Source organism: Cellvibrio sp. OA-2007 (assembly GCF_000953825.1).
Classification (GTDB): domain Bacteria; phylum Pseudomonadota; class Gammaproteobacteria; order Pseudomonadales; family Cellvibrionaceae; genus Cellvibrio.
The window spans coordinates 295,421-315,707 of record NZ_BBUL01000096.1; the positions used below are offsets into that span (position 1 = coordinate 295,421).

Below are 20,287 nucleotides of genomic sequence, written 5' to 3' on the forward strand. Positions count from 1 at the left end.
CAGGAGGCGCCCTTATTGTTTCTTGCGAGTGCTATTTGCTGAAGGCTTGTCGGGTGGCAAGGCCTCCTCTTGTTTTTCATTTACGCTATCACGCAAACTTTTTTCACTTTCAAACAAGCGGTTAAAACGCATTTTCGGCTCGTCCCAACTGCCTTTAATCGTGTAACTGACACTAGTCGCCTGATCTACCTGTTTTTTGAATAGTTTGCTTATCAAGTAAACACCGGCAGCGGCGGGCAACCCGGTTGCAAGCGCAGCATAGAAAGTTACGTTCCCAGCTACGGGCAAGGTGGCAACCAAACGGGTATTGAGGGTTTCATTGCGCAGATCAATACTGCCCGCCATTTGCATACCACTGGAGGGCGTGCGAACGATTAAGGGTTCTTCAAATACCATAGTGCCCTGATTGAAACGTACCTTTCCATCGATCGCGTCATAGGCGAGGCCACTTTTGTAGAGATCCGAAAAGTCAAAACGCAACCGGCGCGCCAGCGTATCGAAGTTAAGAATCGACATCAGGCGCAGAATGCCATCGCCCGCATTGGCTTCACGTTTAAAACGCCCGGTTTCAATTGCGATACTCATCTCGCCATTCAGATTTACCAGATTAAAGTCTTGCGGTGAGCCTGCCCAAAACAGATCGGCACTAAAGTGTGCAGTTTCGCTTTCTATAGTGTCTGGCTTACCCCACGCGCGCAACACGCCACCCAAGTCAGCCGCACTCAAGTTGCCGATAAAACGCGTCTGTACTCCGGTTGGCGTGTTTTGCCAAATCAGACGGGCACCTTCCTGTGCCTCATCGACGGCGCTGACCGTAACACCTCTAATGCTGCCGCGAATATTATCGATCACCACCCCTTGCTCATTTGGGCGCAGTTGCAGCGACCAATTGCCATAGTTGTTATCGTCCATCAACAAGGATGCAATACTGATATTCGCCAAGGGTAATTTACGTGGATCAATAATCTCCACCGGTCTGGCTGGTGCAGCACTGGTTTCTCCAGCTGCTTCGCTGGCACCATCCACTGCCGCGATCTGATCTGCCTGCCCCAACATGCTCTGGGTGAGCGATAAGCGAGTCAAATCAACTTGCAATGGGATAAACGGACTGTCCGGCACTAACAACTTGCCTGCAACCACCGAATTCTCGACCTCCAGTTGCCAGCCAAGCGGCACTGGCACGGCAACCACATTCAGATTTTCAAGCAGCGTGGAGCCGAGTTCATACTGCCCCAACATTAACTCCGCGCGAAAGGGCAATCCGGCGACAAGCCCTGCAGGTGCATCTTGTTCTGGCTCATAAATGGCAGCAGATTGCGACGATGACAAGGCCTGAGCAATGGCGGGAGTGAGCCGCTCGGTATAGGTTTTATAGCGCGCGCGTACTTCTTTCCAAGCGTCTAGATCAATGCCGGGCAAAAATCCGGAAACTAAAAATTGCGGTTGCTCGCTCAGTTTTGCGTCACTGGCAAGGGCGATATTAGCGTTGAGTAAATTGTTGTTGCGCGCTCGATCCGTGCGCAACAAGGCCTGGATGTCATTGTTATAGCGCACATCTATTTGCGCTTGATTCTCTTGCAGCCAGAGTTTGAATTCAAATGGCCGCTCCCCCTTGGCGGGTTTGCCATAAGGTGCGGGCAAGTTGACGCTGACATTTTCCAGATTGCTGGTAATGGTCACTTCGGCAAACGCTTGCTCTGTGAATGCCTCGGCGGACTGCACAGCATCCGGTGTTTCTTCCGGGCTCAACTCAACCAGGTTTTTCAGGCGCGCCGGGCGGTGATGTAATTCTACCCGCGCGCGATAGGGCAAGTTGCCATTGAGGAACAGCGCCTCAGGTCGTTTGCTCCAGTAGGCAATTTGTTGTGCGTCGACCACACCATCCAGTTCAATCAGTGTTTTACTGTAGCTATCGAGCTTAACCGTACTCAGTTTGGCCGCTATTGGCTGATCAAAAAACTGCCCGTGAAGCGTGTCGCTGCTGACTCCCGTATCGCTGTTGTAACTGATGTGACCGGTTAAGTCATTCACTGCCAAATTCAGGTTTTGCAATTCAAACCGAGGTACATTCAACTCAACATCTACCTGTTGATGCGCACCTTCCGGCTTTTCCTCGCCAGTCCCGATGGGAATATCCAGATCCAGTCGCGCCTTCATTTCACCCAGCATAAACCAGGAGTCCATACTGCCGCCCAAGTACTGGCGCAACATACCTTCACGCAATACGCGAATACCGTCGCTGGCAGCGCCACTGATATCACCATCCACCTGCAACAGCGAACCTGCTCCCTGCGCGCGCGGATTCACCCGCACTTCAGCCCAATTCACTTGGCTGGTGTAAAGTTTAGCGCCCGTCACACTGGCAGAAACCTGCAGATCGCTTACCAACAAGCGGCCGTCCAAGTGACTTAAGGCTGGCCAGCCTGGGTGATAGTTAAGCTCGGCCTGTTCTATGTCCAGATACAGCTGGAAAGTGCGCGCCATTGGATTTGGGGTATTAAGCGTGCCGCGATAGACAAAACCGGCTTGTGTCGCAATGCCCGAATTTTTTGCGCCTATGCTCTGCTCCAGCCACGCCAGCAGTGATTGGGGCACCACGGCAGGCGTGTACTTTTGATAGAGGCCGGCATTGAGCTGGCGAGCACCAATCTGTAAATAGAGGTCAATATCACCCGTGTTGCGCTGCCATGGCAGCGATAGCCACATATAACCGCGCGCCACTTCATCCCCTTGCTGGAACTCCAACTGGCCGCTATTGACATAAATCTGGTTATTTTCCGGCTGCAAATGCCACGCGACCTGCCCTTTAGCGCGGTCGTACGCCATCGGCGCCGAATAGGTGGGGGAGTAGTGCATGGTGAACTGTTGCGTATCTATATCGACAAAACCGCCTTTTTGACCCGCTTGGAGATATGCATCCACACCGGTAAGAGCAGGCACGCCATGCCATGCATCGGCAGCCACCTGATTGAGATTGGCGCGCAACAGCCAGTCTTTCGGTGCCTGCAATGGCAAGGTCAGTTGCAAGTTACGAACTTGTCCACGCAGGTTGAGCGTTGTTAACACCTCCTGCAATTTGCCATCACCCAGCACTCCTGCGCTATTGAGCATATTGCTCAAACGCGCGAGATCCAGCTTATCCATACTGATTTGCAAGGGCTTTTTAAACCCGGTAGACGCTGCCGCAATATTTACATCGGTAATTTTTTGCTCATTCATGGCGGCATTAATTTGCTGCAGCCCTAAACGCCATTCACCGCTAGGCAGCCAATAACCGGTCAACTCAGTGGCAAAATTATCCAGCGACAGACGGCGCTCCCCCAGCGGAAGCGATAAACGCTGCAGCCCCAAGCGTCCAACCAAATCGTAACCTTGTTGACCAACGCGACTTTCAAACCAGATATTGGCGTCGATCATTCCCTCGCTCTGCACGCTGGCTTTACTCACCCCATTGAGCAGAAACGCACTGGTTGCAGCGATAGGCTCACTGGTGGGAAAACGATTCAGCTGCAGATAGCCTTTGCTGCGAAAGCTGGCCTGATCCCGTGGATCACCCTGTCCTTCCATGATCAGATACACACTGCGCGGCTGCTCATCCACATCGATTTGCAGAGCAAGGCGATGGAAATCACCGGCATTTTCCAGCAGTAAATAAGGTGAAGCCAACTGCATTTGTTTGCCCGACGCAAACTGAAAACTGAGGTGACTGCGCTGAAATTCAATCTTGGTGGAGAGCAGCAGCATATCGAGCAGCGCGTCCAACTGCACACCCGGTTTATTGGCGTCGGTGCGCTTCGGCAGACCGGGAATTTGCCAAAAACCATCGGCGGTCTGGGCAAAGCTCATATCCACTTGGCTGAGCGATAGATTGCTCCACACCAGGCGCAAGTTGACGAGCGACTCCAGCATATCAAGCCGCAGGCGCGCTTGTTTTAGCGCAACTATGGGTTCATCAGCCTTACTCTTGATACTGAGATCACGAACCAGCAGGCTGGGTTTTAAACCATCCCAATCAGCTTGAATCTGCCCTATAGCCACTTGGGCATTGAGCTTGGATGAGAAATAATCGGCAATGTTGTGATTGTAATCGCCCAATAAATGGGAAAAGCTACGCCCGGATTGCACCACCACCGCCAATAAAATCAGGGTGAGAGCAACCAGAAAGTAAGACCATTTCACCAATTTGCGTAAAGCGCGAGTCATTGCAGCGATCTATTCCGGGCTAGGGGTTGCTGAGTAAATGTTGCATTGCACATCAGACCAATACGATATCGTACTGCTCTTGCTGAAAGAGCGCCTCAACCCTGAATTCGATGGTTCGGTTAATAAAAGCTTCCAGGTCGGCCACATAGGCGGCCTCTTCATCTAGCAGGCGGTCAACCACCAACTGCGATGCCAATACCAAAAACTTTTGGTTGTCATAGGTGCGCGCCATGCGCAAAATTTCACGGAAAACCTCATAACACACGGTTTCCGCCGACTTCACCTGCCCGCGCCCCTGACACACAGGGCATGGTTCACAGAGTAACTGACCAAGGGATTCACGGGTGCGCTTGCGCGCCATCTCCACCAAACCCAATTCTGATACGCCGGTAATGCGGGTTTTGGCGTGATCTTTCTCCAGCGCCTTTTCCAGAGTGCGCAATACCTGCCTCTGATGCTCAGGGTCTTTCATATCGATAAAATCGAGAATGATAATGCCACCCAAATTGCGCAGCCGCAGCTGGCGGGCAATCGAAGAAGCCGCCTCCAGATTGGTCTTGAAAATCGTCTCTTCCAAATTGCGATGACCGACAAAAGCGCCAGTGTTTACATCCACCGTGGTCATGGCTTCGGTCTGTTCGATAATCAAATAACCGTTGGATTTGAGCGGCACACGCGGCTCCAGGGCGCGATGGATCTCCTCTTCCACGCCGTAGAGCTCCAGCAGCGGACGATCACCGCTGTACAACTCAATCAACTCCACCAATTGCGGTGCATATTGCGCGGCAAATTCCTGCATTTGTTGCCAGGTCAGCCGCGAATCCACCCGCACCCGGTCAATCGGCGCACGCGCCATATCGCGCAGGGCGCGCAGATAGAGCGGCATATCGCGATGAAGTTCCGCAGGCACCCCCAAAGTAGGCAATTTTGCGGTCAAATCCTCCCACAGCTGGCGCAAAAAGGGGATGTCCGCATTGATCGCTGCGGCATCGGCGCCTTCGGCCACGGTGCGCACAATAAAACCGCCACTAATGCCCTGCTCTGCAACTGCGGTTTCCACCGCTTGGCGCAAACGCTCGCGCTCGGGTTCATCCTCTATACGAGTAGACACCCCGATGTGGCTTGAATTAGGCATGTACACCAGATAGCGGGAGGACAGGGTGAGATGGGTGGTCAGACGCGCGCCCTTGGTGCTAATAGGGTCTTTGGCCACCTGCACCAACAGCGTTTGCCCTTCGCGCACCAGGGTGCGTATATCCGGCACTTCGCTGCGGCGAACCTCGCCCTCGGGCGGCTCGGGCATCATATCGGCAGCGTGGATAAAACCGGTGCGTTCCAAACCTATCTCGACAAAAGCTGCCTGCATACCCGGCAAGACTCTGACCACCTTGCCTTTATAGATATTGCCGACATAACTTTCGCCGTGGCTGCGCTCGATGTAAAACTCCTGCACTACACCGTTTTCTACCAGCGCGACACGAGTCTCCACCGGGGAGACATTGATTAGAATCTCTTCACTCATAGCTCTACTCCGGCAGTCCACCAGGCAATACCGAACTCCTTCAGCAACTCACAGGTCGCTTCGATCGGCAGGCCAACAACAGCGGAATAGCTGCCGCGGATTTCGTTAACAAACACTGCGCCCAACCCCTGAATCGCATAACCGCCCGCCTTATCCTGCGGCTCACCAGTTGCCCAGTAAGCGGCAATTTCGGCATCGCTTAATTCGCGAAACGTCACATCAGTGATAGACACACGTAGCGCTTGCCGGGTAGACGAATGAAGCGCAACGGCAGTAATGACCTGATGGGTGCGACCTGATAGCTGACGCAACATCTGTTGGGCGTGCGCTTGATCGCGCGGTTTTTCAAGAATTGCGCCATCCAATAAACCGAGTGTGTCGGCCCCAAGCACAGGCGCTAATGGCAATTGTTGTTGGACTAACTGAGCAAAACCGGCAGCAGCTTTCTCACGAGCGAGACGCTGAACATAATCCAACGCGGTTTCACCCGCCGCAGGCTGCTCTGGAATCGAAGCGGATATGACCGCATGGTGCACACCAATCTGGCGCAGTAGCTCACGCCGACGGGGCGACTGGGATGCAAGATACAAATCTGGAATAACATCGGAAACAACTGCGCTCACGCTGAAAACTCCTGATACCGCAAAGGGCAGTTAATGATGGTAGCGATGCGTTATGCCGTTTAGCCACCAAGAGCAGACGGGCCATAAGAGCGCGCTGGTGATTGCCGGATATAAAAATTGAATACCCGACAACTGGCGCCCGGCCATGCCCTGCACCCAGTTATCCGTTAGCTGGGCGATACCAACCAGCACAAAGATCCAAGCTGATTGGCGGCCAATTGAGAAGTTGCGCACCCGTTGGTACGAGAGGATACAAATATAGGCCACGATTATCAGACCGAGGCTGTGCTGGCCAAAGGGCACGCCTTCAAGCAAATCCTGAAACAACCCCAGAGCGCAGAGCAGCGTAAAGCTGATCGTTAGCGGCATAAAAAAGATCCAGTAAATCGCCACTACCAAGACAAACTCAGGGCGCCACCAACGCATGTCCATCGGTAACGGGTAAACCGACAAGATTAATGCCGCCACAAAACTCAGAGCGACAATAAAATAAAGATTCAACTGCGGGCTGAGCATCAGCGCGCTCCGGCGGCCGAGCTGGAAGAAGACGATCCAGCGGAAGCAGCAGGTTCGGTCGTCGGCAGGCTTAAGGCGCCCGGCACACTGGCCTGATCGCGGTTTTCAAAGACTAATAACAAATGGCGACTGCGATCCAAACGCGCCATAGGTTTGGCGATCACAGTCAGAAACGCCTTGCCCGGATCACGCACTACTTGCTGCACCTCAGCAACCGGATAGCCAACCGGAAAACGCGCGCCCAACCCGGAGCTGACCAGCAAATCACCCGCGCGAATGTCGGTATTGGCCGATACGTGGCGCAGACTTAAACTATTTAAATCGCCGGTGCCTTCGGCAATTGCGCGCACACCATTGCGATTAACCTGCACCGGAATTGCGTGGGTGGAGTCTGAAATGAGCAGTACCGTACTGGATGTTTCACCCACCTCAATCACCTGCCCCATCAAACCAAACGCATCCAATACCGGCTGGCCTTTAAACGCGCCATCTACCGTACCGCGATTGATAATCACTTTATGGCTGAGCGGGTTGGGCGAAACCCCAATCAGTTCCGCAATCAGCACCGTATCCTGCAGCATCTGGCTGGCATTGAGCAGTTGGCGCAAACGCACGTTTTCTGCGGCAAGCGAAGCCAACTGTTGCAGTTTGCGCCGATGAATCAATAATTCAGTTTTAAGCGCCTCATTTTCGAGCTTGAGATCTGCCTGAGAGACAAACGTATCTTTGCGCCAATCGTTTACGCGGCTAGGTACATCGGTAATCTGATAGAAAGGTGTTACCACTTGGGCGAGTTTTTCGCGCAACGGTTCAAGGCGGTCGGTATAAAGCCCAACAATCACCAGCGCCATCGCAATCAAAACAAAAATGAAAGCGCGACTGGTGGCGGATGAGCCTCGGGCAAAGAGCGGTTTAATGGTGAGTTCTCCCCTGGAGTTGAAGCCCGCAAAACACGGGCTTCAAAACAAATCAGGACGACAGCAGGTCAATATTGCGCTTGTCGTTCATCTCCAGCGCAATACCACCACCACGAGCCACACAGGTCAGTGGGTCTTCAGCAACAATAAAGGGCAGACCGGTTTCGTTCGACAACAGGCGATCAATGTCACGCAGCAAAGCGCCACCGCCAGTCAACACAACACCGCTTTCGGCGATATCAGAGGCCAATTCCGGAGGCGATTGTTCCAGCGCGCTTTTCACCGCCTGAACAATACCGGCTAATGGATCTTGCAGTGCTTCAAGAATTTCATCGCTGCTCAGGGTAAAGCTGCGCGGCACACCTTCTGCCAAATTGCGACCGCGCACATCAATCTCGCGAATTTCACTACCGGCAAAAGCACAGCCAATTTCTTGTTTGATACGCTCAGCAGTCGCATCACCAATCACACTGCCGTAGTTGCGACGAACATAGTTCACGATTGCTTCATCAAAACGGTCGCCGCCGATACGCACGGAATCGGAGTACACCACACCGTTCAAAGAGATAACCGCAATCTCGGTAGTACCACCACCTATATCCACCACCATAGAACCATTTGCTTCCGATACTTTCAGGCCAGCACCAATTGCCGCTGCCATAGGTTCTTCAATCAAACGCACTTCACGCGCGCCAGCACCTAATGCAGATTCGCGAATCGCACGCTTTTCAACTTCGGTAGAAAGACAGGGAACACTGATCAGAACGCGGGGGGATGGGCTAAACCAGGAGTTTTCGTGCACCTTGCGGATAAAGTGTTGCAGCATTTTTTCAGTGACCTGAAAGTCGGCGATTACACCGTCTTTCAGCGGGCGGATAGCAGTAATATTGCCCGGTGTACGGCCCAGCATACGCTTTGCCTCAACCCCTACGGCTTCCACAATTTTGGTGCCGTTGTGATGGCGAATCGCCACTACCGATGGCTCATTAAGCACTATGCCGCGACCGCGCACATAAATCAGCGTGTTTGCTGTACCAAGGTCGATTGAGAGATCGTTAGAAAATGCTCCACGCAAAAGTTTCATCATGACGGGACGAGGCCTTAAATTAGAATGTGTTAAATAGAATTCGGGTTGTTTTGGTGTTGCTAACAACAGTTGCCCACTCTTGCGACGGCGCGCTCATGGCAATCAGGATTCGATTCTGCAAACGCAGTTCCCTGAATATTTTCTCCGCAACTTATTGCTTATGAGGCGAAGAATCCCTGCAAATTTTTAAGAAGCGCGCAGTATAAGTGAATTTTCGCTTTTTATCCGACCTAAATTAACCGCAAAGTTCAAATAAATCGCTAATATCGCCGACGTTTGCGGCTACTTTTTGCGCAATGCGCGCATCGCTAAAAACATTTATTCAACATGGTTAAAAACTCGCCGCACTCTATCAACCACAAGGGTTCAGGGCAAGGCGCAAATGTGGTACCTTTGGCGCCCGTTTTTAGTGGTATAGCCAAGCTTCGCTGCCGTTCGCCACACTTTTACTGTTTACGATTTTTGCTGTTTCACCATACTGTTTTCATGTTTCTTTTGCTGGAGCTAAGACCCCATGGCTGTAGACCGTTCCGATATCGCCAAGCTCGCCAACCTGGCGCGCATCCAGATTAGCGATGAGGCCGCCGATGAAGCGGCCAAAAGTATCTCCGATGTGCTGGCTCTGGTTGACCAACTGCAAGCGGTCAATACCGATGGCGTATTGCCCATGGCGCATCCACTGGATGCCGTACAGCGCCTGCGTGCGGATGTAGTGACCGAGCCCAACCAGCGCGACGCTTTCCAAGCGATTGCACCCGCCACCCAAGACGGCCTGTACCTCGTACCGCAGGTTATCGAATAAAAATCCCTTCTCTCGAAGAAAAATCAGGATATTTGCAATGCATCAATTCACCATTGCCGAACTGGTCAAGGGTCTGCGCAACAAAGACTTTTCCAGTACCGAAGTGACCCAACATTATCTCGACCGCATCGCGCGTCTCGATAGCACTTACAACAGTTATATCACTGTGACTAACGACATCGCCCTGCAACAAGCCGCTGCTGCCGACAAACGTTTAGCCGCTGGCAACGCCCCCGCACTCTGCGGTGTGCCAATTGCACACAAAGATATTTTTTGCACCACCGGCGTACGCACGTCGTGCGCGTCCAAAATGCTCGATAAATTTATCGCGCCCTACAACGCCACTATCGTTGAAAATTATTTAAATTCCGGTGTGGTGATGCTGGGTAAAACCAATATGGATGAATTCGCCATGGGCTCATCCAATGAAACCAGCTGGTACGGCCCGGTAAAAAATCCTTGGGCGATTGATTGTGTACCCGGCGGATCTTCAGGCGGTTCTGCTGCGGCAGTGGCTGCACATTTAGCACCGGCGGCGACTGCATCGGACACTGGCGGCTCTATTCGTCAGCCAGCTGCACTGTGCGGATTAACCGGCATTAAACCAACCTACGGCCGCGTATCGCGCTGGGGCATGATTGCGTTTGCCTCAAGCCTCGACCAAGCGGGAATTTTGTCGCGCACTGCGGAAGACGCTGCGATTTTGTTAAACGACATGGCGAGCTTTGATGCAAAAGATTCCACCTGCGTTGAACGCGACGTACCGGATTACACCGCCGACTTAAACAAATCCTTAAAAGGTTTGCGCATCGGTGTACCAAAAGAATATTTCGGTGAAGGTTTAAATCCACAAACCGCAAAATTGGTTGAAGATGCGATCAAAGTGTACGAAGGCTTGGGCGCAACCATTCACAGCGTCAGCTTGCCACACACGCACTTGGCAGTGCCCGCTTACTACGTAATCGCACCGGCAGAATGTTCAGCAAACTTATCGCGCTTTGACGGCGTGCGTTATGGTCATCGCTGCGAAAACCCCACCGATTTAAATGATCTTTATATGCGCTCGCGCAGTGAAGGTTTTGGTGCAGAAGTGAAGCGCCGTATTCTTGTTGGTGCTTACGCATTGTCTGCCGGTTATTACGATGCCTATTACAGCAAAGCGCAAAAAGTGCGCCGCTTGATTAAACAAGATTTTGTCGATGCATTCGACAGTGTCGATGTCATTCTCGGGCCGACCTCGCCATCGCCAGCATTCCAATTTGGTTCAAAAAGCAAAGATCCAGTGGCCATGTATTTGGAAGATATTTATACCATCGCCACCAATTTGGCGGGCTTGCCCGGCTTATCGATTCCTTGCGGATTAGTCGATAACAAACCAGTTGGCTTGCAATTGATTGGCAACTTCTTCGCTGAATCGCAGCTGTTAAATGCGGCACACCAATTCCAGCAAGCAACTAACTTCCACCAACAATCCGCCCCTGGCATTGAATAAGAGAGGAATACAAAGATGCAATGGGAAACCGTAATCGGCTTGGAAGTTCACGTACAACTGGCCACCAAAACTAAAATTTTCTCTGGCGCCAGCACTGCGTTCGGTGCTGAGCCAAACACCCAAGCTTGCGCGATTGATTTGGCACTGCCCGGCACACTGCCAGTCGTCAACGAACAAGCATTTCGCTTTGCCACCATGTTTGGCTTGGCCGTAAATGCAGAAATCGGCAAGCGCTCCGTGTTTGAACGCAAAAATTACTTTTATCCCGATCTACCCAAAGGTTATCAAACCACGCAGCTCGCCGAACCCATCGTCGGCGCAGGTTTTGTTGACTTGGAATTGGGCGAAGGCCGCAGCAAACGCGTTCGTATTCACCACGCGCATTTGGAAGAAGATGCAGGAAAATCTTTACACGAAGATTTTGCTGGCATGAGCGGAATCGATTTAAATCGCGCTGGCACGCCGCTAATTGAAGTGGTCACCGAACCCGATATGCGCAGCGCTGAAGAAGCCGTTGCCTTTGCGAAAAAGTTACACTCCATCGTTACTTCATTGGAAATTTGCGACGGCGACATGAGCCAGGGTTCAATGCGCTTTGACGTAAACATTTCCGTTCGTCCCAAAGGCCAGGAAAAACTCGGCACGCGCACTGAAACCAAAAATTTAAACTCATTTAAATTTATGGAAGAAGCCATCGCGCTCGAAGTTGAACGCCAAATTGATGTATTGGAAGACGGCGGAAAAATTCGTCAAGAAACGCGCCTGTACAACGGCGATACCAAAAAAGCCCGCAGCATGCGCAGCAAAGAAGATAGTAATGACTACCGCTACTTCCCCTGCCCTGACTTGCTGCCAGTAATTCTGGATGATGCGTACATCGAATCGGTACGCGCACAAATGCCGGAATTGCCCGAAGCCAAACGCGCGCGTTTTGTTGAGCAATATGGTTTGAGCAGCTACGACGCTGGCCAGATCACCATGGATAAATTTGCAGCTGTGTTTTTTGAAGCATCAACAAAAATTTCTGGCGAAGCCAAACTCACTGCCAACTGGATCATGGCGGATTTAGGTGCTTACCTGAATCGCACTGAACAGCGCATTGACCAATCGCCGATTACACCTGAATTGCTCGCTGGTTTGGTTCTGCGTGTAAAAGACGGAACTCTCTCCAGCAAAATCGCCAAGCAAGTGTTTGAAGCTATGTGCAACGGCGAAGGCGATGCCGACACCATTATCGATACCAAAGGGTTAAAACAGGTTTCCGATACCGGCGCGCTGGAAAAAATTATCGACGACATTCTCGCCGCTAACGCCCCACAAGTAGAAGGCTACCGCGCCGCGCCGGAAGACAAACGCGCAAAAATGCTCGGCTTCTTTGTGGGTCAAGCGATGAAAGCATCCAAAGGCCAAGCGAACCCGCAAGTGCTGAATGAGTTGTTGGTTAAGAAATTAAACGGCTAAGAGATTGAAAAAATGAGCTTACGTAAAGACAAAGAAAAAGTCCTCGGCGAAACTTTCGACGACGACCGCATCAAAACCTTTTTAAACTACCCCGCCCCTGCGGGCGTCAATGCCGATTACCACCTGCTGGAAAAAGCCTATCGCGGCATGCTCGGCGAAAACTTCAAAACCTTCGTAAAGTTTTTTGTTGAAGCCGGTAAAGATATAAACGCAGTCGGCCCGGAAGGCAAAACCTTCCTGCAAGTCGCAAAAGCCCACCGCAACGGCGAAGAGTATGTCATTGCGTTAGAAGCACATGGTGCGAAGTAAATAGAAATAGCATCACCACAAACAAAAAGGCAGCCCGCAATGGCTGCCTTTTTCGTTTCTCGCGATATATTAGTCTCACGTAGGGCGGCTTCGCGAAGCAAGCCGCCATACATTCAGAATTAAAACACATCCATCAACCATCAACCATCAACCAATACACGCTATTACTTATTACATTACTGTCCCAAAAAGCCGCCGCTCCAACAATGACCGCACTGGGTAATTTGCACCGACCTACACTCTGAGTCTAAGATGCAACCTCAATTTACTGCCTACAACACATTCGATGCCCACTATTAAAATAACCGCGCCCTTGGGGTTTTGCCTGATATTAAGCGCGCTAATGCTCTGCCTTACCGCAATGGACGCGATAGTATTTGGCACGCTCAGCCTCGACCCCACCAGAGTTGCCGCTGGCGAAGTTTGGCGGTTACTCACCGGCAACATGGTCCATTTTGGTTGGTTGCATACACTAATGAACGCAGCGGCGCTGTTATTGGGTGTGTTGGCTTTTTTTGCGGAATACTCGTTAAAAAAATTCTCGCTGTTATTGTTCTGGTGCTGCGCCAGTGTCGGTGTGGGAATTTATCTACTGAATCCCGAGTATGCACCTTATGCTGGTTTATCTGGGGCGATTCATGGGTTAATTGTTGCGGGGTTATTGCTTACACGCAGTTATCCTATTTGGATTCGGGTACTTGCGTTAGGCTTGGTGGTGGTTAAATTAATGCAGGAAAATAGTGCTGGTTATACGGCAACGGATTTGCAGGCGCTGCTGCCCGTTGCGGTGGCGGTGGAATCGCATTTATACGGCGCGCTGGCAGGTTTGGTGTTTGCGAGCACTGATTATTTTTTACAACGCTTGAGAAGGAAAGAATAGATGCAAGGCTCTCCCGGTAGTGCGATAGATTATTTTTTAGCAGGTGCGCGGCTGGTGGTGAAGCCGGGGTTTCGCCGGTTTATTTTAATTCCGCTGTTAATTAACCTACTTATTTTTGTGGTGGTAACGATTGCGCTCTATCACGCGTTTGGCGATTTTTTTGCGCTGGTGTTGGATTGGTCGCCGGATTGGCTGGACTGGTTTGCTTGGCTATTGTGGCCGCTGGTGGGATTTGTTTTTTTGGTTGTCTATGGTTACAGCTTTAATATCATTACCAATTTTTTAGCGGCGCCATTTTTTGGTTTACTGGCCGAGAAGATCGAAACCCACTTGACCGGCGTTGCACCTCCAGATGAACCCTGGGGGCAATTAATTCCACGCACACTGCAACGCGAAGCTGTAAAGCTTTGGTATTTTGTCAGCCGTGGCTTACTGATTTTGTTGGTGTTTATCGCGCTGTTTTTTATTCCTGGTGCAAACTTACTGGGTGTATTGATCGGCGCGATTTGGAGCTGCTGGTGTATGGCGGTGCAGTATTCAGATTACCCTGCCGATAACCATCAGCTCAGCTTTCGCGAATTGCGCCGCCGCTTGAATAAGCAACCGCTGACCAGTTATTCCTATGGCGGGATTATTTTGTTGGGCAGCATGGTGCCGGTATTGAATATTTTTGTTACACCGATTGCCGTTGCGGGGGCAACTTTATATTGGGTGAAAGAGGTCAAACATCTTTCACCATAATAACCAACCACACAACACATTGATTCAGAACAGCACAAACAACAAGGGCGCCAATTGGCGCCCTTGTATATTTTAAGCGAAAAGCGACTTACTCCTCCGCATCCCCATCATCCACAATCATATTGCCACCAGCTTCTTTGGCGTGTTGCAAGTAAGTGTGGGCCTGAGCGAATTGCTGGTCCAGACTCTGGTGCAATTGACTGGTTACCCCTGCACTGAAATAGAAATTACAGATCTCGCCACTTAGCGTACAGGCTTCAGCAGCAAGTAACTGTTTCACTTTACTTAACAAGGCCGCTGCTTTTTCGTGATCTAACCCCGGCATTAATACATAAAAATCATCGCTGTCTGCGCGAGCCAATAAAAATCGCCCGAGCATATTATGCAAATTGGCCGCGATATGTTTGAGCGCCACATCACCCCAGGCATTGCCATAGCGCTCATTTACGCTGCTGAACTGATCGATATTGATAATCGCCATAGATAACGGAACCGCCTTTTCTACTGCCGTCTTATACAGTTCACGCGCCGCATTAAAAAAATAAGCGCGATGGTAAAGACCGGTAAGGTGGTCGCGCTGGGCGTTTTCGGTAATTTGTTCGACCAATTCAAGATATTCAATATTGTGAATAATGCGGCAGTAAAACTCTTCCGGGTGAAACGGTTTGCGCAAAAAGTCATTGGCACCGTGTTTGATAAATTTAGCCGAGAGCGCCTCGCTACTTTCACCAGACACCCCAATCATAATCAAATCGGTTTTGTCGTACTTGTAACGCAGGTTGCGCACCAGTTCAAAGCCATCCATTTGAGGCATGTTGTAATCGGTGATCAATAATTTAATATCCGGATTTTCCAGCAGTACTTTAATTGCATCAACGCCATCAACGGCTTCTACCACTTGAAATAAATGGCGACGAAACAAATTCGCCATATGCTTGCGCGACATGTCCGAATCATCTACTACCAATACTTTGATGCGCTGATTTTTTTCCAGCCGATGAATCATGCCAATCGCTTTGCTGTAAGCGTAGCGACCTTCTTTGGTTACGTAATCCACAATGCCTTTGTTGAACAATTGCTCGCGCCGTTTTTCATCGTAAGAGCCGGTGAGCACAATGGTGGGAATTTTTTTGCTGAGGGTAAAATCCACCACTTCGCCATCAGGTGCATCGGGCAGATTCAGATCAACCAATGCCGCAAAAAAATCATCTGGCGATTGCTCATAAAGACTCGTCGCCTGTGCCAGACTGGCGGCATAGACAGCTTCGTATGCCAGCGATGCACTGTGCACCAAATGGCGCAACACCTTCATCACCATATCGCTGTCTTCTACAATGAGAATTTTTTTCATAGGAAACCACTCAACAAATGCGTAAGTATTCATTGAGTGTAGCCAATGTTTAACAAAAGCTTAGGAAAATGCGCTAAGCCTATGATTAGGCTTAATCTTTAGCACTTAAAATTGTTTTTCAACATAGCCTAAGAACTAAAGAGCAGATTTTTTATGCTCGCGCAGCGACTCATAAATCGCTGCCGCCATAATAATACTGCCGCCAAGTAAGGTGCTCAGATCGGGGTAGGTGTGCAGAAAGGCGATTTCATAACCCACCGCGTAAACCGGCTGTAAACAAGCCACCAAGCCCACGGTTTTCGCTTTTAAATAGCGCAGGGAAAACCCTAACAGGGTGTGAGTAATGGCAGTAAATCCGACCCCCAGACATAACAACAACCACCAATCATGCTGTGTAGGCTGGTGTGGTGACAGATACAAAACCGGTGTCATCAGAAGTGCAACTACCAGAACTTGGTAGCTCATGGAGCGCGCCGCACTTTGTTTGCTAAACCAATGGCCCAACAATAAATTGCGCACTGCAAAGGTGAGCGCGGAAATCACCCCCCAGATCACCCCCTGGGTCATGTTGTTATCTATATCGAACTCCGGCACCAGGCAATAAATCCCGACCAGCACTAAAAAACCACTCACCACATCGCGCCAGTCGAGCTTGGTGCGCTTGAGCCATGGCTCCAGAAATACCGTGACTACCGGATAGGCATAGAGCGAAATCATGCCTACGGCGATATTGGCGACCTGCATCGAATAAAAAAATGTGACCCAGTGTGATGCCAACAACACACCCAGAATAAACATGCGACCAAAATCACGCAGGGATTTCAGGCCAATATGAGATTCACGCCACCAGACCCAGAGAAACAATACCACCGCCGCAATCCAGGTGCGGTAACCGGTAATATCCCACGCGGGCAATTCAATAATTTTAGAGAAAAGCCCGGTCGCGCCCATTAAGAAGGCACCCAAATGCAGGGTTAACAAGGCAGATTTAGCAGAGGACATAACCCTTCCAGGCGATGGGAGCGCCCGGTGAATACCGGGCGAATCAATCAATGGTTAGCGATAATACAAATGAGCTTAGTTGCGCGGCCTGCGGCTGCGATTGCCCCCTGGGCGATTGCCGACCGAGCGATTGCTAAACCGCTCACTGGTGCGTGCCCGCGGCGGTGCTGGCGGACTGTCGGGCGGGGTCAGCAACAAATACTCCGGTGGCTGCTCGCACTTAATCTTCTTGCCCAACAGCTTTGCAATAGGCTCCAGCAACAAGGCGTCATCCTCACAGGCAAAACTGATCGAGGTACCGTTTTTACCCGCGCGACCGGTGCGGCCAATGCGATGTACATAATCTTCCGGCTCTTCTGGCAAGGTGAAATTCACTACGTGGCTGATACCGCTGATATGAATCCCGCGCCCGGCAACATCGGTCGCCACCAGCACTTTTATCTCACCGGTTTTGAATGCATCCAAAGTAGACACACGTTTGTTCTGCGCGATTTCACCGGAGAGCAATCCCGCCTTAATACCGTGGCGCTGCAGCTTTTCTTGCAGATCGCGGCACTCATCGCGGCGATTGGCAAATACAATCATGCTCTCGGCGTGTTCCTGTTGAATCAAGTTATACAGCAGGGTGTATTTCTCTTCGGTTGAAACCAAATAGACATGCTGCTCAACACGTTCGTTGGCAACCGATTCTGGCTCTATATCGATCGTTGTCGGCTGGTAAGTCCACTGCTCAACCAGGGTGCGCACTTCGTCGGTAAAGGTGGCAGAGAAAAACAGTGTCTGGCGATCTTCACGCTTGGGTGTCTGGCGCACAATCTGACGCACTTGCGGAATGAAGCCCATATCGAGCATGCGGTCAGCTTCATCGATAACAAGAATTTCCAACTGGTCGAGATACACATCTTTGTTGCCGCAAAAATCGAGCAACCGCCCGGGTGTGGCAACCAAGATATCGACCAGATCATCGTGCAAGTGACGCTGTTGTTTGACGTAATCCATACCGCCAACCAATGTGTGAATTTTCAAATCCGTATATTTGCACAGGCTTTTGGCATCTTCCGCGATTTGGATTACCAGCTCCCGTGTCGGAGCAATAATCAGTGCGCGCGCTTCACCGGCGTAGCGTTTTTCGGTGATAGGGTTTTTAAGCAGATCATCGATAATTGCGGTTAAAAACGCCGCCGTTTTACCGGTACCGGTTTGGGCCTTGCCCACCACATCCTTACCTTGCAAGGCATAGGGTAGTGATTGCGCCTGAATCGGCGAGCAGTATTTAAAACCGAGATCCGCAATCGCACGCATGATCGGCAGCTCTAAATCAAAATCGTGGAAGCGGCTTTTGCCTTCGATTTGCTCTACTTCAAACTGGGCGATATCCCATGGGCCGTGATCGACCTTAACGGCTTTTTTGGGACGCTGCTCAGCATGGCGCGCAGGTTTAGGCGAGTGATCGCGTTTTACTGCGGGAGCTTGTTGCTCGCTTTTTTGACCTTGGCGCTGGTCGCGGGAGTTGCGATTGCCGCGATTGTTCTGGCCACTGCGCTCGCGGGGATGTTTTTTTGCGGCGGGTTTGTCACTAGCAGGCTTGGATGTTGCCTCGTTTTTTTCAGGTTTTTCCGCACCTGAACCAATCAATTTTTTAAAGAATCCGATCAATCTAATCACCAAAAGTTATTGCAGCCAGAGGCTTAGGGGGGAAGTCGCGCAGACTTACCGATATAACTACTGCTTCTCACTTATGCATCAGAGCGTTCAAATCTGGCATTAGAGGGGTTCAAACCTACCAAGGAATTCAAACCTGTGGCGAGACAGTAGAAGGAACGCGCAAACAGTCTATTAATTGCACGCATGAACTGTGCCCGAGTATACACCAATCATCAGACAATCAGCGGCTTTGACGCCAGTTGGAGGGAATTAATGGCCACCAACTCCATGGTTTTCTGCATAATCAGCACTGTTTTATCCATTTTCACCAGCGCCTATGAGCAACAGAAGGAACCCTCTATGAGAATTCACAGCTTGCAACACGTTGCCTTTGAAGATATTGGCAGTATGGCCAACGACTTTCGCGCGCGCGGTTACGCGCTGTCCAGCACTCACTGGTACAGAGGCGATGCAGCCCCGGCACTCGATGAGTTTGATGCATTAATCGTCATGGGCGGCCCCATGGGTATTTATGATGAAGCGCTCTACCCCTGGCTAGCCGATGAGAAAATCCTGATTAAACAGGCCATCGGCGCCGGAAAAATCGTGCTGGGAATTTGTTTGGGCGCCCAGCTAATTGCCGATGTGCTCGGCGCAAAAGTCACCCGCAACCCGCACAAAGAAATTGGCTGGCTGCCAATCACGATTGATCCCGCAGCGGCGACCCATCCTATAGCCCAAGTATTTTCCCGCTACCCGGTAGTCTTTCACTGGCATGGCGATACCTTTGCGTTGCCACCCGGTGCGGTTCACCTCGCGCGCAGCGAAGGCTGTGCCAATCAGGCTTATGTGTATCAAGAGAAGGTTTACGGTTTCCAGTTCCATTTGGAAACCACATCTGAATCGGCGCGCGCGCTGATTGAACATTGCGGCGAGGATATTGATGGTTCGCGCTATACCCAAACTGCACAGGAAATTCTGGCGAGCGACGAAACATTTGCGCAGATTAATCGAGCCATGAGCGAGGTAATCGCGATTATTTTTGGATCAGAACACAACACCAAATAAATGCCCAGCGACAGAGGTTAACGCCATAGCGGCAGCCCCCCAAAAACCGACGCGGGCAGCGCCAAGCCAGAGATTGGCGCCGCCCACTTTAGCGGCAAGCCCACCTAACAACACCAGCGCAAACAGTGAACTCGCTACAATCGCAAAGGATAAATATTGTGCAGGATGCAACAACACAACCAATAGCGGAATCAGCGCACCGGCGGCGAAAGTGGCAGCGGAAGTGAGCGCCGCTTGCAGTGGCCGCGCGCTGTACATATCGGTGATGCCCAACTCATCCCGCGCGTGGGCGCCGAGTGCATCGTGCTGCATTAATTGTTTGGCTACTTCGCGGGCGAGTTCACGCTGCAAACCGCGCGCGACATAAATCTCTTCCAACTCGCGATGCTCGCCTGCTGCATCAGTCGCAAGCTCATGGGTTTCGCGTGCAAGGTCAGCAGCCTCGGTATCTGCCTGTGAGCGAACCGAAACATATTCGCCGGCGGCCATGCTCATCGCGCCCGCCACCAACCCCGCCACACCGGCCAATAAAACGGCAGAAGAATCAGCCTGCGCGGCGACAATTCCCATCATCAAACTGGCGGTGGAAATAATGCCATCGTTTGCGCCCAATACCGCAGCGCGCAACCAACCTGAGTGATGGGAACGATGTCCCTCGCGATGAGGCAT

The 20,287-nt window shown here is 51.2% G+C and carries 17 protein-coding genes; 7 read left to right on the forward strand and 10 right to left on the reverse strand.

The genetic code is table 11. The features are described 5' to 3' along the window. Positions 1 to 12 precede the first annotated feature (12 nt). The 6 genes from AWU77_RS18125 to AWU77_RS18150 are packed head-to-tail and all read right to left on the reverse strand — an operon-like array spanning position 13 to position 8,868. A complete protein-coding gene (locus AWU77_RS18125) occupies positions 13 to 4,203 on the reverse strand; it encodes a YhdP family protein (protein WP_084618539.1) in 4,191 nt (1,396 codons plus the stop codon). Positions 4,204 to 4,255: 52 nt separating this feature from the next. After that, positions 4,256 to 5,725, reverse strand: a complete 1,470-nt coding sequence (gene rng / locus AWU77_RS18130) for a ribonuclease G (RefSeq protein ID WP_062066737.1) — start codon at positions 5,723 to 5,725, stop codon at positions 4,256 to 4,258. After that, complete coding sequence (locus AWU77_RS18135) at positions 5,722 to 6,348, reverse strand: nucleoside triphosphate pyrophosphatase (protein ID WP_304413309.1); 627 nt, start codon at positions 6,346 to 6,348, stop codon at positions 5,722 to 5,724. The genes rng and AWU77_RS18135 overlap by 4 nt, the downstream gene beginning before the upstream one ends. Before the next feature lie 30 nt (positions 6,349 to 6,378). Further along, positions 6,379 to 6,864: a rod shape-determining protein MreD gene (gene mreD / locus AWU77_RS18140; protein WP_062066740.1), complete on the reverse strand. Its 486-nt coding sequence runs from the start codon at positions 6,862 to 6,864 to the stop codon at positions 6,379 to 6,381. Beyond that, a complete protein-coding gene (mreC, locus tag AWU77_RS18145; RefSeq protein ID WP_152625399.1) occupies positions 6,864 to 7,781 on the reverse strand; it encodes a rod shape-determining protein MreC in 918 nt (305 codons plus the stop codon). Before mreC ends, mreD begins: the two co-directional genes overlap by 1 nt. A 52-nt stretch (positions 7,782 to 7,833) precedes the next feature. After that, positions 7,834 to 8,868 carry a rod shape-determining protein gene (locus AWU77_RS18150; RefSeq protein WP_062066743.1) on the reverse strand — a complete coding sequence of 345 codons (1,035 nt, stop codon included), beginning with the start codon at positions 8,866 to 8,868 and terminating at the stop codon, positions 7,834 to 7,836. Between the two features lie 514 nt (positions 8,869 to 9,382). Here AWU77_RS18150 and gatC point away from each other — a divergent pair. From gatC to cysZ, 6 genes are all read left to right on the forward strand, one after another. Beyond that, the gene (gene gatC, locus AWU77_RS18155; protein WP_062066746.1) at positions 9,383 to 9,670 is read left to right on the forward strand and encodes an Asp-tRNA(Asn)/Glu-tRNA(Gln) amidotransferase subunit GatC; all 288 of its coding nucleotides are present in this window, start codon (positions 9,383 to 9,385) and stop codon (positions 9,668 to 9,670) included. 37 nt (positions 9,671 to 9,707) lie between these two features. Next, positions 9,708 to 11,162 (forward strand): Asp-tRNA(Asn)/Glu-tRNA(Gln) amidotransferase subunit GatA, encoded by a 1,455-nt coding sequence (gene gatA / locus AWU77_RS18160; RefSeq protein WP_062066749.1) that lies wholly within the window; start codon positions 9,708 to 9,710, stop codon positions 11,160 to 11,162. Positions 11,163 to 11,177: 15 nt separating this feature from the next. Then, complete coding sequence (gene gatB / locus AWU77_RS18165) at positions 11,178 to 12,623, forward strand: Asp-tRNA(Asn)/Glu-tRNA(Gln) amidotransferase subunit GatB (RefSeq protein ID WP_062066752.1); 1,446 nt, start codon at positions 11,178 to 11,180, stop codon at positions 12,621 to 12,623. Between the two features lie 12 nt (positions 12,624 to 12,635). Further along, positions 12,636 to 12,932, forward strand: coding sequence for a PA4642 family protein (locus AWU77_RS18170; protein ID WP_062066755.1), 297 nt, complete (start codon positions 12,636 to 12,638; stop codon positions 12,930 to 12,932). 343 nt (positions 12,933 to 13,275) lie between these two features. Beyond that, complete coding sequence (gene rrtA, locus AWU77_RS18175) at positions 13,276 to 13,812, forward strand: rhombosortase (RefSeq protein ID WP_062066953.1); 537 nt, start codon at positions 13,276 to 13,278, stop codon at positions 13,810 to 13,812. Then, positions 13,813 to 14,553: a sulfate transporter CysZ gene (cysZ, locus tag AWU77_RS18180; RefSeq protein WP_062066758.1), complete on the forward strand. Its 741-nt coding sequence runs from the start codon at positions 13,813 to 13,815 to the stop codon at positions 14,551 to 14,553. It abuts the gene before it with no gap. An 88-nt stretch (positions 14,554 to 14,641) separates the two neighbouring features. Here the strand turns inward: cysZ and AWU77_RS18185 are convergent, their stop codons facing one another. From AWU77_RS18185 to rhlB, 3 genes are all read right to left on the reverse strand, one after another. Then, positions 14,642 to 15,904: a response regulator gene (locus tag AWU77_RS18185; RefSeq protein ID WP_062066957.1), complete on the reverse strand. Its 1,263-nt coding sequence runs from the start codon at positions 15,902 to 15,904 to the stop codon at positions 14,642 to 14,644. Positions 15,905 to 16,039: 135 nt separating this feature from the next. Then, on the reverse strand, positions 16,040 to 16,906 hold the full coding sequence (locus AWU77_RS18190; RefSeq protein WP_062066761.1) for a DMT family transporter: 867 nt from the start codon (positions 16,904 to 16,906) through the stop codon (positions 16,040 to 16,042). Positions 16,907 to 16,981: 75 nt separating this feature from the next. Beyond that, positions 16,982 to 18,571: an ATP-dependent RNA helicase RhlB gene (gene rhlB, locus AWU77_RS18195; RefSeq protein WP_062066960.1), complete on the reverse strand. Its 1,590-nt coding sequence runs from the start codon at positions 18,569 to 18,571 to the stop codon at positions 16,982 to 16,984. Between the two features lie 339 nt (positions 18,572 to 18,910). On the opposite strand from rhlB, the gene AWU77_RS18200 reads away from it, so the two are divergent. Further along, complete coding sequence (locus tag AWU77_RS18200; protein WP_062066764.1) at positions 18,911 to 19,618, forward strand: type 1 glutamine amidotransferase; 708 nt, start codon at positions 18,911 to 18,913, stop codon at positions 19,616 to 19,618. Here the strand turns inward: AWU77_RS18200 and AWU77_RS18205 are convergent. Continuing rightward, positions 19,598 to 20,287 carry a VIT family protein gene (locus tag AWU77_RS18205; protein ID WP_062066767.1) on the reverse strand — a complete coding sequence of 230 codons (690 nt, stop codon included), beginning with the start codon at positions 20,285 to 20,287 and terminating at the stop codon, positions 19,598 to 19,600. The two genes, AWU77_RS18200 and AWU77_RS18205, sit on opposite strands and share 21 nt — an antisense overlap.

Coding starts and splice junctions, on each gene's coding strand:
- rng (WP_062066737.1), bottom strand. CDS start 5,725: ATGAGTGAAGAGATTCTAATCAATGTCTCCCCGGTGGAGACTCGTGTC.
- AWU77_RS18185 (WP_062066957.1), bottom strand. CDS start 15,904: ATGAAAAAAATTCTCATTGTAGAAGACAGCGATATGGTGATGAAGGTG.
- rrtA (WP_062066953.1), top strand. CDS start 13,276: ATGCTCTGCCTTACCGCAATGGACGCGATAGTATTTGGCACGCTCAGC.
- AWU77_RS18170 (WP_062066755.1), top strand. CDS start 12,636: ATGAGCTTACGTAAAGACAAAGAAAAAGTCCTCGGCGAAACTTTCGAC.
- AWU77_RS18125 (WP_084618539.1), bottom strand. CDS start 4,203: ATGACTCGCGCTTTACGCAAATTGGTGAAATGGTCTTACTTTCTGGTT.
- AWU77_RS18205 (WP_062066767.1), bottom strand. CDS start 20,287: ATGCCTCATCGCGAGGGACATCGTTCCCATCACTCAGGTTGGTTGCGC.
- cysZ (WP_062066758.1), top strand. CDS start 13,813: ATGCAAGGCTCTCCCGGTAGTGCGATAGATTATTTTTTAGCAGGTGCG.
- gatB (WP_062066752.1), top strand. CDS start 11,178: ATGCAATGGGAAACCGTAATCGGCTTGGAAGTTCACGTACAACTGGCC.
- AWU77_RS18190 (WP_062066761.1), bottom strand. CDS start 16,906: ATGTCCTCTGCTAAATCTGCCTTGTTAACCCTGCATTTGGGTGCCTTC.
- mreD (WP_062066740.1), bottom strand. CDS start 6,864: ATGCTCAGCCCGCAGTTGAATCTTTATTTTATTGTCGCTCTGAGTTTT.
- gatC (WP_062066746.1), top strand. CDS start 9,383: ATGGCTGTAGACCGTTCCGATATCGCCAAGCTCGCCAACCTGGCGCGC.
- AWU77_RS18150 (WP_062066743.1), bottom strand. CDS start 8,868: ATGATGAAACTTTTGCGTGGAGCATTTTCTAACGATCTCTCAATCGAC.
- gatA (WP_062066749.1), top strand. CDS start 9,708: ATGCATCAATTCACCATTGCCGAACTGGTCAAGGGTCTGCGCAACAAA.
- AWU77_RS18200 (WP_062066764.1), top strand. CDS start 18,911: ATGAGAATTCACAGCTTGCAACACGTTGCCTTTGAAGATATTGGCAGT.